Here is a 14,322-nt window from a genome sequence, read left to right as displayed (position 1 = left end):
TGATGACTGCGGATGAATTTATCAAAAAAAGAGCGAGAACGATTGAACGGGTCCGCAGTCTCCGCCTCGTCCTCTTCTAGCAACAAGGTAACGGCGGATGACTTCGTAAGGCAAGAGCGAGTAAGGCTTGGTATCGATAAGCCAGCGCCAACGGCCCAAACCCAAGTAGCGCCGGTGTCCAGTACATCAAGCGTTGTCCGCAAGCCGGTCGAGCTGCCGACCATGGGCCTTACCAAGATCCAGCAGGATCAGAAGGCGGCCACGCAAGGAAACGACGTGGTAACTACACCACACGAAGCACAGAAACTTGTGCAGCCGAACACAAGCCCTCGCTTGCCGTATCAAAACGCAGAAGCGGACAAGACGAAGAAGACGTTAACGGACATTAAGGCGATTGTGCCGGGTGTCACTGTGAACCGTGATCTTCTGGACGAAATCGGAAATCGTAGCAGCAATAAAGCCGTTGCGTTCCTCCAGGACGTCAAGAGCGCCCATGATAACGCCATTAAGGGCGTCGGAAACTTCATCGACAAGGGATATCAGGTAGCCGGTCAAATCACGGGCGGCGTGACCGGTATAACTCCTGCCAAGGCCAAGGAAATCGGGGATGGGATGGGGCTTAAAGCTCCATCCTTTGTCACGTCTAGCCCTGTATTCCAAGAGCCGCAGGACAAAGCAACGAAAGTCGCCGGGAAGATTGGCGAATTCTACGGAATGGCTCTTCCTGGTGAACTGGCTGAACGCTTCGTAGCTAAATCGATCGGCAAGAACATCACTAACAAGGCGCTTCAAACGGCCGTACGTGGCGCTGTTGCAGGCGCGGCAAGCACTGCACCACAAGACGCGGTAAAGGTGGCTACGGGGCAGGAAAGCACTGGTGATGCGTTATTTAACACGGCCCTTAATACAAGCATTGGTGGAATCGCCGGCCCTGTGCTTACGGGCATCGGCGCACTTGCTCGAAAAGTTGGGGAGAATGCCTCTAAACGCATCGTAGAGAACACAATCAAAGCCACGCAGTCGCTTGATGAGGTAGGCCGAGAGGCGAATCTAGTAAATGGCGCGAAGAAGAGCATAGTGGACATTGACGAGCAAATCGGAAACCTGAATCGCAGCAATCCGAACTATGCGCAGGAACTTGAGGCACTGACCAACGACCGTAATGCGACGATTAGCTACGTTCGAGGGTTCGAGCCCGACTTTGAAGCTTCGCCGGTACTGACGCCTAGGGCTGTTGAGGCGGCAAGTCGTGCAGTTCCCGTTGAAACGCCGGCGCAAACATCTCCGAAGACAGCTGTCAGGTCGGGACCTGTCACGCGGTCGGCTCCTACTCTGACTAACGCCAATCCGAACGTAGCTGAACGAGGGTTCGTGCGGTCGCTTGAGGAGTCCAATCAGCTAGATGTGCCTACGTCCGTGGGGCTAGCCAACTCCAAGAAGCGAAATTACGACATCATTACGAATGACGAAGCTGTAGCGATGGCGAATAAGCGAATTACAAACGACATCGACAAAGCTGAATCGTTCGTTCTCGGGTCAGGCAGGCCAACGGCAGAGAAGACAGCGACAGGAATCCGCCTTATTCAAGAACTGCAGAAGCGCGGACACACCGAACGGGCTGTAACTGTAGCTGAGAAAATGGCTAAGCAGCTTACCGAGGCCGGTCAAGCCGTACAAGCAGCCTCCATCCTCGATCGGCTCTCGCCTGAAGGGGTGCTGATTCGCGCGCAACGCAAAATTCAGGCGATTAATGAGACGCTGCCGAAGAATGCGGAGGACTTGAAACTCAGCACCAAGGACGCGGACAAGCTCCAAGAGGCCGCGCAGATCATCGGTAAGTCTGCGGATGACAAAGACCGTGCCGCTGCCGTAGCGCGCCTTATGGACCGTGTGAAGGACGGACAGAAGCTGATGCCCGAGGAACGGCAGACGCTGAAGGAGTTCATGGACGATCTGAAGACGCTGCGGAAGAACAACAAGCCAGAGAAGCCGCCTCGAGAAGAATTGTCCGCGATGCGAAAACGGGATAAGCTGGTCAATCACCTGGAGGAAGAGGCAGCAAAAGCCCGTGCAATTTGGCAGGCAAAGCGCAATTTAGGGTTCGCGGCCAAGCTGGACGAACCGGATCTCGTGCTACTTGCTCGAATGGCAGCACCATATATCGTGAAAGGCGCGGTCAAGATTGCCGATTTCACAGAGAAGTTGGTTAGCGAGTTCGGAGAAACGGTGCGCGGATCGGCGCAAGACATCTACGACCGGGCCGTTCAGATCAACGGAAAAGGCATCACACGCCGGGAGCTGGCGAATGTCGAGCGCATCGCGGAGAACTTTATCAAGGGCAAGAACCTTGAAGCCAACGACGCCAACTTCATCCGTAGCATGGCGAACAAGGTAGCCAATCTGAGCGGTGAAACGCGCCGTCAGGCGTCACAGGATCTACAAGCCGTGCTGAATAGCTACGAGCGCGTAGGACTTGGCAGAAAGCTTTCTACGGCCCAATATATCGCGATGCTGCTTAACCCGTTGACTCAGGTTCGGAATATCGTCGGCAATGAATTGCTGTATCGTCTCGAGCGTCTTAACCGCATGATCGCAACGCCGGTCGATATCGTCGCTTCAAAGATCACAGGTGGCCCGAGAACGGTCACCTTCCGCAACGGGTGGGGAAACTACTTTAGCCAGGCTCAAGACTATTGGGGAAGCCTTGGAGAAGGACTGAAAGCAGGATGGCGCGGCGTAGATCCCGAAGGCGTACAGTCCAAGTACGATATCGGAGGGCTATCTTTCCGAAGCAAGTACAATCCGTTGACGTACCTGGAAAAGACGCTAGGAGCTGCCCTGAAAGGCTTTGACTATGCCGCCTATCAACGTGCGGTAAAGCAGCGGCTTGGGGAAATGGCGTACCTTGATGCGATCAACAAGGGTGTGAAGGGCAAGGACAATATCCGGGCGCACATGGAAACGTTCATGACCAACATGGACGACATGACGGAGAAGCTTGCGAACGACTACGGCGAGTATGTCACGCTGCAGAATGACAGCATCCTATCCCAAAAACTGAGCGGATTCAAGCGCGGAGCCAACAAAATCAGTACGTTCGGTCTGACATCCGACTTCGGCGCGGGCAACCTCATCCTACCGTTCGCGAAGACTCCGGCCAACCTTCTGCTGCGGGCTATGGACTATTCGCCTATCGGAATCGGGAAGGCACTCCATCAACTCAATGACGTACTGCGAGCGCGGGAAACGGATCTCACAAGGGCTGACGTCATCCAGTCGGTGACACGGGCGCTTATGGGTACTGGATTTGGCGCAGTCGCCTACTGGCTTGCGGACAAAGGTGCATTGACCGGATCGCTCGACAAGGATATGGACGTTCGCAACCTTCAAAAGCTATCAGGACAAGCGGACTTCCAGATTAACGGCTCGGCTATCGTCCGTATGCTTGATGCCGTAGTCAGCGGCGGCGACATTGATGCGGCAGCCAAGATGAAGCCAGGAGACACGCTATGGGCATACTCTTGGGCCCAACCTACGTCGGCACCGATGGCAATCGGTTCTAACATCGCTCAGTCCGTAAAGGACGACAAAGGTGCACTCAGCGTGGCCGCAGACGCGGCGTGGGGCGGTCTGAATACGCTGCTTGATAGTTCGGTCCTGTCAGGCATTCAAGAGGCATTCAAAACCAGTCCAGGCGAAGACAACACGTGGAAAGCGGTCATTACGAACCTCGTCAAACAGGTGCCGGGCATGTACAATCCATCGATTGTGCGCCAGATCAATCTAATGTTCGACGACAAGGTGAAGGAGACTTACGATCCCGATGCTTTGACGAAAACGATCAATCCAACGCGTGCGAATATCCCATACCTTGCTCAGAAGTTGCCGCAGCGTGTAAGTACGCTAGGAGAGCCGCAGACGAAGCTTAATTCCTTCGTTGACGTATTCCTCAGTCCGTCTCAGCGGAGCATTTACAAGCCTACCGCGGAAGCGCAGTTCGTTATTGATCTGCTGAAGGAAACCGGTGATAGCTCGCTTGCACCGCGAACAGTTGCCAAGTCCCTAAAGGGCACGGACAAACTCACTGGAGAAGACAAGAAGGTCGATCTGACGCCTGAACAGTACGTTAAATATCAAACGCTCGTCGGTCAGGATCTGGTCAAGCGAATTCAGAAGATCAATCCATCGCTGTCCACGGAAAAGAAGGCAGAGAAGATGATGAAGGCGCTGAACGAATCGGGCGAGTATGGACGTAACATTATGAAGAAAGAAGTCGGTCTGAAGACGCCGGGCAAGAAGTTTAAAACCGGGTTTTAATGGGGGCGCCACATGAAAAAGAATAGAAAGTCAGAAGACCGCGACGAGGTATGGATAGACCTCGAATGCGGTCTTTCTGTTAAGGTGGAATCGGAATGGATCTTGTCAGTTGGGCCCTTACCACAATCGGAAGCCTCGCAAAAGAAGGGTTAAGGCTTGCAACGATCCTGTTCATCATTGGCAATCTGCTGCGGATAAAGCTTGTCCAGGACTACTTATTGCGCCATATGCCCCGGCGATTCAGAAAACTGCTCAGTAACGGCGGCACTAATTCATTGCTGCAGCAAATATTAACCGAACAAAGAGAGCTGAGAGCTCGCGTGGAGGTTTTAGTATGGGATGCAGGCTTGAGAAATGGCTGCGAGATTGGCCGGCAGAGTACGTTGCTGCCATTGGCTGGTGCGCCTGCCCCTACCACCGCGTATACCACACTCCAAGCGGAGATATCCCCATCAAAAAGGAGCGAGATGAAAATGTCACAAGGCATCCTGGCAGGTAAAAAAGAAATTCCTCGCGTTCGTTATTACAGTCCTGATTAACGGCTTAAACGATACGCTGGGGCTCGATCTCAGCCCGAATACGCTTCAGGCGGCAACCTATATCGGGGGGCGGACTCATCGCCGTTGAAGGGCTTCTGGACGTGATTCGCAGCTTATCGAACCACTTCCTACAGAAGAAGGTCGTTTCTCAAACGGTCGTCACTTCGGACACGGGAACGGCGGTCACCACGACTACGAATGCGGTAACGGACATCGAAAAATCGTACCACGGAGCGTGAGCCATGTTTCCTATTGAGCAGAATATCCTTGGCGGGCATTACGACCGAGAGGGACATAAGCCCATTGTGATCGTCAATCACATCTCAGTCGGTTCGTTTAGCAGCGTCAAGAACACGTTCCAGAACCTCTTAAATCAGAAGTCATCGACGTATCTGAACGGGCGTGACGGTCGCATTATGCAGTTCGTGGAGCTGACCAAGCGCCCGAAGACGAACGGCAACATACGCAGCCCAAAGGCTCCTATCGTCCTGCAGATGGGGGCCTTAAACCCGAACTTCTATTCCATTACCATCGAGAACGAGGACGCCTACAACGACGATACGCCGGGTGTAGAGGGAACGCTAACCGAGATTCAATTCCTGTCGCTTTGCTGGCTCCATAAATGGATTCAGACCGAGGTGTTGCGGATCTACGGGCATAAGATCGCGCTCAATTCGAGTCAGGTCATCGGGCATTTTCAGATCGATTCCATCGGTAAGAGTCAATGTCCCGGCCCTAAGTTCCCGTGGACGCGCCTATATGCGGAGCTGGCGATTGCGGATTCGATGGATCTCGAGCATTACGAAGAGCGCATCGACTATCTTCAAAAGAATACAACGGATCGCGTCCTAGCCTTCGCGTTCTACGACCGGGCCTTTGATCTAAAGAGCAAGCTAAACGATCCCAAGTATGGAGGTGCGGCTAGGGCCAAGCTTGAAAGCCTTCTGCAGGCCCTTATTATGCTTGGTAAGCAGGCGACCACCGCTGAAGAAATCTTTGCAGTAATAAAGGATCTGTACAACAAAGCGAACCAGGGGAACTTCATGGGCGAGGCTGTTCGTAAGTTGCTCGTGATTGCTGCGTTGGCAAAAGAAAAGGGCCTCCTTTAATCGGGAAGGCCCTTTTTTATGCGTTTGCAACCAATCCGCAAAATGGACGCAATTTTTGCAACCACTTTACACTTTAGCTGATTTTCTGCATTTCACTTTACATGGATATATTTTCTAATCCTCCATATAAGTCTTCTTGTTCAGCACCTTAATCCCCGATATTTCCTTGGCAATCCCATCGAGCTTATCCTTCAAGTCTTCCTGCAGGATCTTCCTCTTATAAGGAAACGACTGCTTAACCCGTTTAATCGATGTATGTACATATATAAGAGGGTCTTTTTCGTCATCGTCGATTTTGACCACGAACATACCATGATCGCGCATCTCGGATTGTGTAAGCTTCAGCCGGTCGTTGAACATGCTGCCCATCATCTTGGTCATCTTCATCCGAATGCCTCTATTGGGCATACGAGGATCGTCCAATGCCGCCAGCTCAGCCTTGGCCTCTTTGATTAGATATGTAAGGTGGACGTAGTCGCGAAGCAGTTCGGTTTCGATTTCATTCATGATCATCACCCCGTACTTAGTATATACGGGAATGTGTGTTCTTATCAATTCAATAATAGTTTACATGTAAAATGTCTCTAACCGGTCCGACGAATACGGGCAAGACCCATTTGATCAAGGCATTGATCGCGGCGATGCCCGACGAGGAGCGGATCGTGACGATCGAGGGCAGGTTCGAGCTGAGGCTGCAGCGGGATTTTCCCGACAAAAACGTCATTGAGTACGAGGCGGACGAGGACGATCCGCAGCACGGCCCGCAGCAGGCGTTCAAGCTGGCGCTGCGTCAGTCGCCGCAGCGAATCTGTCACGCCGAGATTCGCGACGCGGATGCCAACATCTATGTGCGCGCTTGCACGCGAGGACACGAAGGCAGCATCACTTCGGTCCATGCGAACAGTCTGGAGGACGTGCCGGACGCCATTACAGACATGTGCATGCTTGACGGAAGGGCCATGAATGCTGTCCGATTAACCCGCCGGATCGCGGAGCACGTCACGCAGATCGGGTTCGAGATGCGGATGGTCGGCAGCAGCCGGAAGCTGGTCAGGATCGGCGAATACATCTACAGCGGCGATACGGTCGAGGTTCGGGATTGGGCCCGATATGACGAAGGCCGGGATGCTTGGGTGCTCAAGGCGGAGCTGTCTGAACGCGCTTGGGAACGAATCGGCAGGTTCGATCCCGACAGCTGCGTCTGGCTTCGCGGCGAGCGAAGGGCGAGTTTATGTTGACGGCGGGGCTCGCAGCGGTAGGCTGCTTGTTGTTTTTGCTGCTATTCGCTTCGCTAAAGGCGTTGTTCGCCTTGGCAGAGGATCGCCATAGCCGTTCAAGGCGGCTTGGCAGGAGCGAGGCGGAGGATACAGCCCAACAAGTGAGCATCGTCTGGTTACAGCCGTTGTTCACGCATTTGTCGGACGTTCTTTCTGCGTCCGGATGGCGGGTCAAGCCAAGCGCGTTTTGGAAGCTGGCCTTCGGGCTGGCACTCGGGGGTCTCGCGGGAGGCGCCATCGTGTTCCAATCGTTGCGCTCGGCGGCCTTGCTAGGCGCGATGCTTGCCGTACTGCCCTACAGCCTTTTGCGGATGTCGCTGATCAACCGCCAGATTTCCGCCCGGCTTAATTTTTTGCCGGCGGCAGAGCTCTTTTATCAATGCTACCTCGTGAACGGCTCCAGGCACGTTCGCACCGCGCTGCAGCGGATGGTCGAAGAGCGGCAGCTGCCTGGCGATACGCAGGCGATATTCGAGGAACTTTATCGTCAGCTGAACATCCACCACGATGACGAACGCACTCTGCGACGATTTTCGATGTCCATCGGTCATATTTGGGCGGATTATTTCTCCAGCTTGCTCGCCGTTGCGTTGAGCGAAGGCAACAACATCGCCGACAATTTGCGGGAGCTCATCGACGATATGCGAAAAGCGCGAATGGATGACCATGCGGAGCGCCACCGGCTGCTCGAGATCCGTTTGGCCAACTTTACGCCCCTGTTTTTCCTGGGACTGTTCTTAACCATCAATTTCAGGCTGAACGCCGAATCCAGCGCCTTGTATTATTTGTCCGATCCGGGCGGTCGGAGCATGCTGCTGAATGCTCTGGTACTCATTTTCGGATCGTTTTTGATGGGATTGTATTTGTCCAGGCGAAAGATGTGAAGGGGCGTCGCAGCAGCGCGGCAAAAGCGCTTCTTTCCGGTCTGGCATGGGAGGTGAATCCGGTTGGCGGGAATGAGTCAGACCCTATACACGGCCGTATTATGGCTGGTCCAATTTATAGCGGGCGCCGTCGGCGTCGCATACGTTTTGCATGCGGTCACCTACCGAAAACCGCGATGGCGGATCGCGTTCGGCAACTGGCGCAAGCGCGGACCGCCGCAGTGGTGGCTCCGGGCGGCAGGCTGCAGTACCGACAGCACATCCTTGCAGGAAAGGCGGCTGCTGCTCGCCGGCTGCGGCATAAGACTCGAGCCGGCCGTCTATTTGGCATCGAGGAGAAGCCTGATATTCGTTTGCGTCATATCAGGCGGCGCAGCGGTGGCTTTCGGGTCGTTCGGCATGTTATCCGATGTCATGCTCTGGAAGGCGCTTCCCGTTATCGCCTTACCGGCAGTCGTCGTCGCCTTCGACAAGTCTTTGCTTGATTCGTTCAAGCGTTATCGAAGCGATCGGATTCGCAGGGAATTGATTGCCGTCATGAACCAGCTGATCTATTACATGGGCTCCCGCCTGCACCTTCACGGCAAGCTTATGCGCTGTATGCCTTACACCCGAATCATACGTGGAGATTTTCAACTGCTGCTGAACGAATGGTACTACGACGCGGACAAAGCGCTCCTTCGCTTTAAAGAGAGACTGGGTACCTCAGAGGGCTACAGCTTCGCCGAGACGATGCGGTCGATGCGCCTTCACGAGAGCGACGAGGTATACCGAATGCTCCGGGACGTGCTGGCCGAGTACAAGGCGAGCATCGAACTCGCCAAGGCGGGGAGAAAGGAGACGGCATCGTACGCTTTGTTCGTACTGGCAGGGCTCCCGATTCTCTATACCTTTCAAATTTTCCTGTACCCGTGGGTACGGGAGTCTCAGAAACTGTTCGAAGTGTTGAAGCCCTAGCGAAAAGCGCTGCGCGGCAATCCGGCCGAATGGAAAGGAGGTGCTTTCATAATGCGGAATATTTTGATCACTGTCATGATGCTGATCGTCGTCGCCTTGATGTTCAATGGGATCGTCGCGAACGATACGACCGGGACGAGAGCGCGTATCGAGACGCACGGCACGACGGCCAATACGACGCTTGGATCGATGGAGCCTTAAGAAATCATGTCCGGAGGCAAGGAGGAGTTCGTCATGAGACAGCTGCTGATGACCGTGATGCTCATCGTGACCGTCGCGCTCATCTATATTAACGTGGCTGGAGGGGAAACGGGGACCAAGGCTCGTATTCGCGATTCAGGCGCGGGAATGGCTGGCGCGATCGCCCGGATCAGTCCATGAGGCAGCTGCTTGTCTTTGTTCTGTTCGCTACCTTGTTCTGTTGGTTAATGTTCTCCCCGGTCTATAAGCACGTGGTCGTACTTCGTCAATCGCTGCTGCAGCAAGAGGTCGATTATTTGCTGGAGGTCGGGGCGAGCGGGCGTTACGGTTATATCGATGCGGCAATGATCGTCGAATCGCGGACGCGATTGTCCGGTTACGGATTCAGGCCCGAGATTCTCGAATACGAGGTGACGACGGCGAGCGGCATGCCGGGGACGGACTCGGCGGCTCCGCTTCAACGAGGCGACGGCTTGCGGCTTGTGATCCGTTATCCGTACGACGGTTTGATGGACATCGACAGGCTGATCGGCGTAGATCCGCCTTCAAGCATGGCCCGAATGGCGGCCGCGGGCATGAAGATGAGCGAATACGTGCCCTAAGGCGAAGGGAGGGTATCTCCTATGCACAAGTTGCTTTTCAGCTTCCTGATGATCGTTGTCTGGTGGCTGCTGCATGCGATGCAACTCGAAGAAGAGACGGCGTTGGGCACCTTGCATGAAGGCAAGCGGGCCGTCGACCGGGCGGCGCATGCGGCAGCGCAGCAAATGGACGAATTGAAGCTGGAGGAGGGCACGGTGTCCATCGATTCCGCGCGAGCCGAAGCGACTGCGCGTGCTTATCTTGCAGCCAATTTACGGCTCGCTGCCGATTTATCGCCCCTTGAGGGGGGAGTGGTTGGAGACGGCGCCAGAGATCGTCGAATTCGCCGTGATCAACGAGCAGTACGCCTTTCCTTATACGTATCGCAATTCCGCCTACAATTATGAGGTTACGCTACGGCGGCCCGGCGTCGTTATGATCGTTCACTTCGCTTGCCCGCGCGTATTCGGGATCATCGACCCGATCGAATGGGATTTGAAAGGGGCCGCCGAGCTGGTATTCGCTTAAAGCACGGTAATATTATGCCGCGAGCCGTAGGATTGTGACACGATCCGATATCGGTCTGTCCTTTAAACCGATCTTCCGCGTACCCGCATGTGATAAACTAGGGAAAAAGCGCATGCGATAGGGGGATTCGATTTGAACGAGATTGGGTCGGCGGAAGAACTTGCGGAGAGACGGCACCGTCTTCAAGGGCTGATGACGGCAGACGGCCTGCAAGCTTGTTTGATTACGCAGAACGTAGGCTTGTATTATTGGTCGGGCTCGATGCAGACCGGCTATTTGTTTATACCTGCGCAGGGCGAGCCGACCTATTATATCCGCCGCAGCTTGAGTCGGGCGATCCGGGAGTCGGCGGCGAGGACCGTGCCGCTCGGTTCGTTTCGCTCGTTCGGCGACGCGTTGGCGCGCGACTACCCGGAGCTGTTCGCGGAAGGCCGTCGTCCGGCGGTCGGCGCAGACCTGGACGTATTGCCGGCGCAAACTTTTTTGCGTCTGCGGGAGGCGGCGCCGAATGTGGAGCTGCTCGATGGTTCTGCGATGATGAGGCGGGTCCGTTCCGTGAAGTCGGCTGGCGAGATCGCGCTGATCGAGACGGCGGCCCAGGCGGCCGCGGCCGCGCTCGAACTGGCGCTCGGCCGGATTCGCGAAGGCATCACGGAGCTAGAGGTCATGACGATCCTCGAGAGCGAGATGCGCAGGCACGGACATATCGGTCTCATGCGGATGCGCGGCTACAACCAAGAGATCATGACGGGGATGGTCGCTGCGGGAGAAGCGGCTGCCGAGCCCTCTTACTTCGACGGACCCGCAGGCGGCAGAGGGTTGACGCCTGCGGCGCCGCAGAGCGCCAGCCGGAGGCCGATCGGCGCCGGCGAGCCGATTCTGCTCGATATCGGCTGCTGCATCGACGGCTATACGATCGATCAGACCCGAACGGCGGTCATCGGCGATCTGGACGAGGAGTTATTGCGCGCGTATGACGTCTCGGTACGAATCCTCAGGCACGTCGAGTCCCTCCTGCGACCCGGCGCGTCTCCTGAATCGCTGTATGCGGAGGCGCTTCGGCTGGCGGACGAAGCCGGATTGGCCGCGCATTTCATGGGCTTCGGCGAGGATCAGGTCCGCTTTCTCGGCCACGGCATCGGTCTCGAGATCGACGAATGGCCCGTTCTCGCCCGGGGCTTTGCCGATCCGATCGAGCCGGGCGTCGTGCTCGCGATCGAGCCCAAGTTCACGTTTCCCGGACGCGGCGTCGTGGGTATCGAGAACACGTACGCCATTACCGCCGACGGCTTTCGGACACTGACGGCATCGCCGGAGCGGCTGTATCGTCTTCCTATTCATCCCTGACAAGTCTATTGGTCTTGCACAATCGTCGCGTTATCTAGTAGGATAGTAGGATAAGCAGCTACGATTTATGTCCGCTTGATCAGGGGAGGGGAAACGGCATGCTGAAGCTGGGGGAGAAGATCATCATCGTAAACGACCGTTTCGAGCAGAACATGCCCGTCGGCGAATACGGCTACATCATCGCCTATGACCGCAACAACGACAGCGCCTTCGACTATATCATCCGGGTTCCGAATGCGAACCGTCAATATTATGTGCCCGCGTCCGACATCGAGCTGGAGGAAGTGCTGCTCGAGCTCGAAGCGGAGCGGATCGGCCGAGAGGCGCTTATCGATTATGCGTTGGCGACGCACAATGCGGAGCTGTTCAAGCGCATCATGAACGGCGAGATGGAAGAGGCCGAGGAGGAGACGCCTCGCGAGGTGCAGAGTCGCGAGGAATTCATCCGGCTGGTTAACTTGAAGGCGTGGATTTGAACGTTACTCCATAAAAAAAAGGCTCCATAAAAAAAAGCTTCCGGGCCCGCTTTGAAGCGGATTCGGAAGCTTTTTTTATGATCATCTGGCAGCGTAGATTAACGCTGCGGCGCGGCGGTCTTGACCTCGACGTCGATATCGCCGCGGGTCGCCCTGGAATAAGGACATACTTGATGCGCCTCTTCGGCCAGCTGCTGCGTTTGGCCGGCATCGAGACCGGGCACGGAAACGTTAAGCGTGACGGACAATCTAAAATCCGCCGCATCCCCTTTGAATAAGGACACCTCGGCCGCTACCTCCGAGCCTTCCGTTTCGATGCCTTTGTTTTTGGCGATCATCTTCAACGCGCTGTGAAAGCAGGCTGCATAACCCGCCGCGAACAGCTGTTCGGGGTTCGTCGCGCTGTCGGCCGAAGCCGATGGCTGGGACAGCTTTAAGTTCAGTTTGCCGTCGGACGATTTGACGAAGCCTTCGCGGCCGCCCCTTGAGGTCACTTGCGCCGTGTAGATCTTGTTCATTTTCACATCGCTCCTAAGTTAATCAATTTAGACGGAGACAATTGAAGCGGTACGTTCGAACCTGACGGGCATAGGCACGGGCGACGGCCGGCCGAATAGATAGCCCTGCATGAGCGGTACGCCCGCCTCGCGCAGATACCGCCACTCCTCCTCGCGCTCGACCCCTTCAGCCAGCACGACGCCATGGAATCGCGAAGCCCGCTCGAGCACGTTCTCGATTCGGCGCTGCTTGTCCGCGTCCACGTCGCACCCCGTGACCCATTTGCGATCGAGCTTGATGTAGTCCGGCTGAAGCTGCTCCATTGCGTCGACGGTGGCGAATTCGTCGCCCAGATCGTCCATGGCAAGGCGGATGCCCATATTGCGGTATGCAGCGAACACTTTATTCAGATGCTTCACGTCGTCCAGTCGCTCGGTTTCTACGACCTCGAACACGAAGTCGGCCGGATCCATGCCGCTCATGATGATTCGTTCAAAGGTTTGTTGCAGGCACTGATCCGGGCGGTAGATCGAAGACGGCAGGAAGTTAATGAACTTCTTGACGCCGGCCGGCAGCTGCCGCGATGCGACCCGGATGGCGCTGTTCCGCGCCTCGCGGTCCAGGAACGAGTGAAGGCCGGCTTCGCGAGCCGCTTCAAACAGCTCCGACGGCCGGAACGGCGGCTGCTCGGGCAGCGGACGAAGCAGCATTTCGTAACCGATGGGTGTGCCGCTTAATTGCACGATGGGCTGCATATAACTGGAAAAACGACGGTTCGCGATATAATCGACGACGCGGTGGGATCCGAAGCCGGTCAGCAGACGCGCCGCTTGCACCCAGCCGTCGCTCTCGTCCTGATCCGCCGACGCTGCCGGCTCTTCGAAGAAAAATCTGAACTGCACCGATTGCTTCTGCGCGTCCGTCAGCTTGCGATCCGCGGCGTTGAGCATCTGCAGGAGCTGCTGGTAGTGATCGTACCGGACGCTCCAATAACCCTCTTTCCCCGGAGGACCGAGCAATTCCGTCAACGTCCGCGCCGCGCCTGCGTCCCTGTCCGCTCTGAATTCGACGTAGCCGCTGTCGCGCAGCGGCGCTTGTCGTTCTAAAGCTTGACTACTCAACATCAAGACAACCTCCCCCGATTTTATAAATGGCGTAAAGCTCCGACTATTCGATCTAAGTATTTCCCCAATAATCGCCTTTATGAAACAATTCGGAATGTCCGCGCGCATTGAGTTCCCCCGGCATGTCCGATATAATAATGAGAATTGAAAGGGTACTGAAAGCAAAGGAGAGAAACGGTCTATGAGCATCACCACTAAGGACGTCGAACACGTCGCCAACCTGGCGCGCTTGACGCTTACCGAAGATGAGAAAGAGCAATTTACGGGACAATTGAACGCCATCCTTAAATATGCCGAAAAGCTGAACGGCCTCGACACGTCCGGCGTCGAACCGACGAGCCACGCGCTGCCGATGTCGAACGTGATGCGCGAAGACGCGCCTAAGGCTTCCTTGCCGATCGAAAAGGTGCTTCGCAACGCGCCGGAGGCCGAGGACGACCAATTCAAGGTTCCGGCCGTACTGGAATAGAACAACTCCGAGGA

17 protein-coding genes are annotated in these 14,322 nt (G+C 55.7%); 14 read left to right on the top strand and 3 right to left on the bottom strand.

Features of this window, described 5'->3' with window-relative positions:
* Window positions 1-12: 12 nt before the first annotated feature.
* From OMP38_RS14410 to OMP38_RS14395, 4 genes are all read left to right on the top strand, one after another.
* Window positions 13-4,317, top strand: coding sequence for a hypothetical protein (locus OMP38_RS14410; protein WP_277565750.1), 4,305 nt, complete (start codon window positions 13-15; stop codon window positions 4,315-4,317).
* Between the two features lie 95 nt (window positions 4,318-4,412).
* Window positions 4,413-4,856: a hypothetical protein gene (locus tag OMP38_RS14405; protein WP_277565749.1), complete on the top strand. Its 444-nt coding sequence runs from the start codon at window positions 4,413-4,415 to the stop codon at window positions 4,854-4,856.
* Window positions 4,857-4,957: 101 nt separating this feature from the next.
* The gene (locus tag OMP38_RS14400; protein WP_277565748.1) at window positions 4,958-5,095 is read left to right on the top strand and encodes a hypothetical protein; all 138 of its coding nucleotides are present in this window, start codon (window positions 4,958-4,960) and stop codon (window positions 5,093-5,095) included.
* A 3-nt stretch (window positions 5,096-5,098) separates the two neighbouring features.
* The gene (locus tag OMP38_RS14395; RefSeq protein ID WP_277565747.1) at window positions 5,099-5,965 is read left to right on the top strand and encodes an N-acetylmuramoyl-L-alanine amidase; all 867 of its coding nucleotides are present in this window, start codon (window positions 5,099-5,101) and stop codon (window positions 5,963-5,965) included.
* Between the two features lie 114 nt (window positions 5,966-6,079).
* On the opposite strand, the gene OMP38_RS14390 is transcribed toward OMP38_RS14395, so the two are convergent.
* On the bottom strand, window positions 6,080-6,472 hold the full coding sequence (locus OMP38_RS14390; RefSeq protein ID WP_277565746.1) for a YhjD family protein: 393 nt from the start codon (window positions 6,470-6,472) through the stop codon (window positions 6,080-6,082).
* A 71-nt stretch (window positions 6,473-6,543) separates the two neighbouring features.
* Between OMP38_RS14390 and OMP38_RS14385 the strand changes: the two genes are divergently transcribed.
* The 9 genes from OMP38_RS14385 to OMP38_RS14345 all read left to right on the top strand — a co-directional run bounded on the left by OMP38_RS14385 (window position 6,544) and on the right by OMP38_RS14345 (window position 12,217).
* Window positions 6,544-7,203 (top strand): ATPase, T2SS/T4P/T4SS family, encoded by a 660-nt coding sequence (locus OMP38_RS14385; protein WP_277565745.1) that lies wholly within the window; start codon window positions 6,544-6,546, stop codon window positions 7,201-7,203.
* A complete protein-coding gene (locus OMP38_RS14380; protein ID WP_277565744.1) occupies window positions 7,197-8,126 on the top strand; it encodes a hypothetical protein in 930 nt (309 codons plus the stop codon). Before OMP38_RS14385 ends, OMP38_RS14380 begins: the two co-directional genes overlap by 7 nt.
* Window positions 8,127-8,198: 72 nt before the next feature.
* Complete coding sequence (locus tag OMP38_RS14375; protein WP_420869693.1) at window positions 8,199-9,083, top strand: hypothetical protein; 885 nt, start codon at window positions 8,199-8,201, stop codon at window positions 9,081-9,083.
* A 51-nt stretch (window positions 9,084-9,134) separates the two neighbouring features.
* Entirely contained in the window at window positions 9,135-9,284 is a 150-nt protein-coding gene (locus tag OMP38_RS14370; RefSeq protein ID WP_177244168.1) for a hypothetical protein, read from the top strand.
* Between the two features lie 33 nt (window positions 9,285-9,317).
* Entirely contained in the window at window positions 9,318-9,464 is a 147-nt protein-coding gene (locus OMP38_RS14365) for a hypothetical protein (RefSeq protein ID WP_277565742.1), read from the top strand.
* Window positions 9,461-9,886 (top strand): hypothetical protein, encoded by a 426-nt coding sequence (locus OMP38_RS14360; protein WP_277565741.1) that lies wholly within the window; start codon window positions 9,461-9,463, stop codon window positions 9,884-9,886. The genes OMP38_RS14365 and OMP38_RS14360 overlap by 4 nt, the downstream gene beginning before the upstream one ends.
* A 21-nt stretch (window positions 9,887-9,907) precedes the next feature.
* Window positions 9,908-10,273 (top strand): hypothetical protein, encoded by a 366-nt coding sequence (locus tag OMP38_RS14355; protein WP_277565740.1) that lies wholly within the window; start codon window positions 9,908-9,910, stop codon window positions 10,271-10,273.
* Between the two features lie 253 nt (window positions 10,274-10,526).
* Window positions 10,527-11,741, top strand: a complete 1,215-nt coding sequence (locus tag OMP38_RS14350) for a M24 family metallopeptidase (RefSeq protein WP_277565739.1) — start codon at window positions 10,527-10,529, stop codon at window positions 11,739-11,741.
* 98 nt (window positions 11,742-11,839) lie between these two features.
* Window positions 11,840-12,217 carry an ATPase gene (locus OMP38_RS14345; RefSeq protein WP_277565738.1) on the top strand — a complete coding sequence of 126 codons (378 nt, stop codon included), beginning with the start codon at window positions 11,840-11,842 and terminating at the stop codon, window positions 12,215-12,217.
* 98 nt (window positions 12,218-12,315) lie between these two features.
* Here OMP38_RS14345 and OMP38_RS14340 read toward each other — a convergent pair whose 3' ends face one another.
* A complete protein-coding gene (locus OMP38_RS14340; protein WP_090108504.1) occupies window positions 12,316-12,735 on the bottom strand; it encodes an organic hydroperoxide resistance protein in 420 nt (139 codons plus the stop codon).
* Window positions 12,736-12,762: 27 nt separating this feature from the next.
* Window positions 12,763-13,839, bottom strand: coding sequence for an EAL domain-containing protein (locus OMP38_RS14335; RefSeq protein WP_277565737.1), 1,077 nt, complete (start codon window positions 13,837-13,839; stop codon window positions 12,763-12,765).
* A 181-nt stretch (window positions 13,840-14,020) separates the two neighbouring features.
* On the opposite strand from OMP38_RS14335, the gene gatC reads away from it, so the two are divergent.
* A complete protein-coding gene (gene gatC / locus OMP38_RS14330; protein ID WP_277565736.1) occupies window positions 14,021-14,308 on the top strand; it encodes an Asp-tRNA(Asn)/Glu-tRNA(Gln) amidotransferase subunit GatC in 288 nt (95 codons plus the stop codon).
* Window positions 14,309-14,322 lie beyond the last annotated feature (14 nt).

Source organism: Cohnella ginsengisoli (genome assembly GCF_029525555.1).
In the GTDB taxonomy this organism is placed as follows: domain Bacteria; phylum Bacillota; class Bacilli; order Paenibacillales; family Paenibacillaceae; genus Cohnella; species Cohnella ginsengisoli.
Note: the sequence above shows the minus strand (reverse complement) of the source record. Positions and strands in the feature narration are given on the sequence as shown.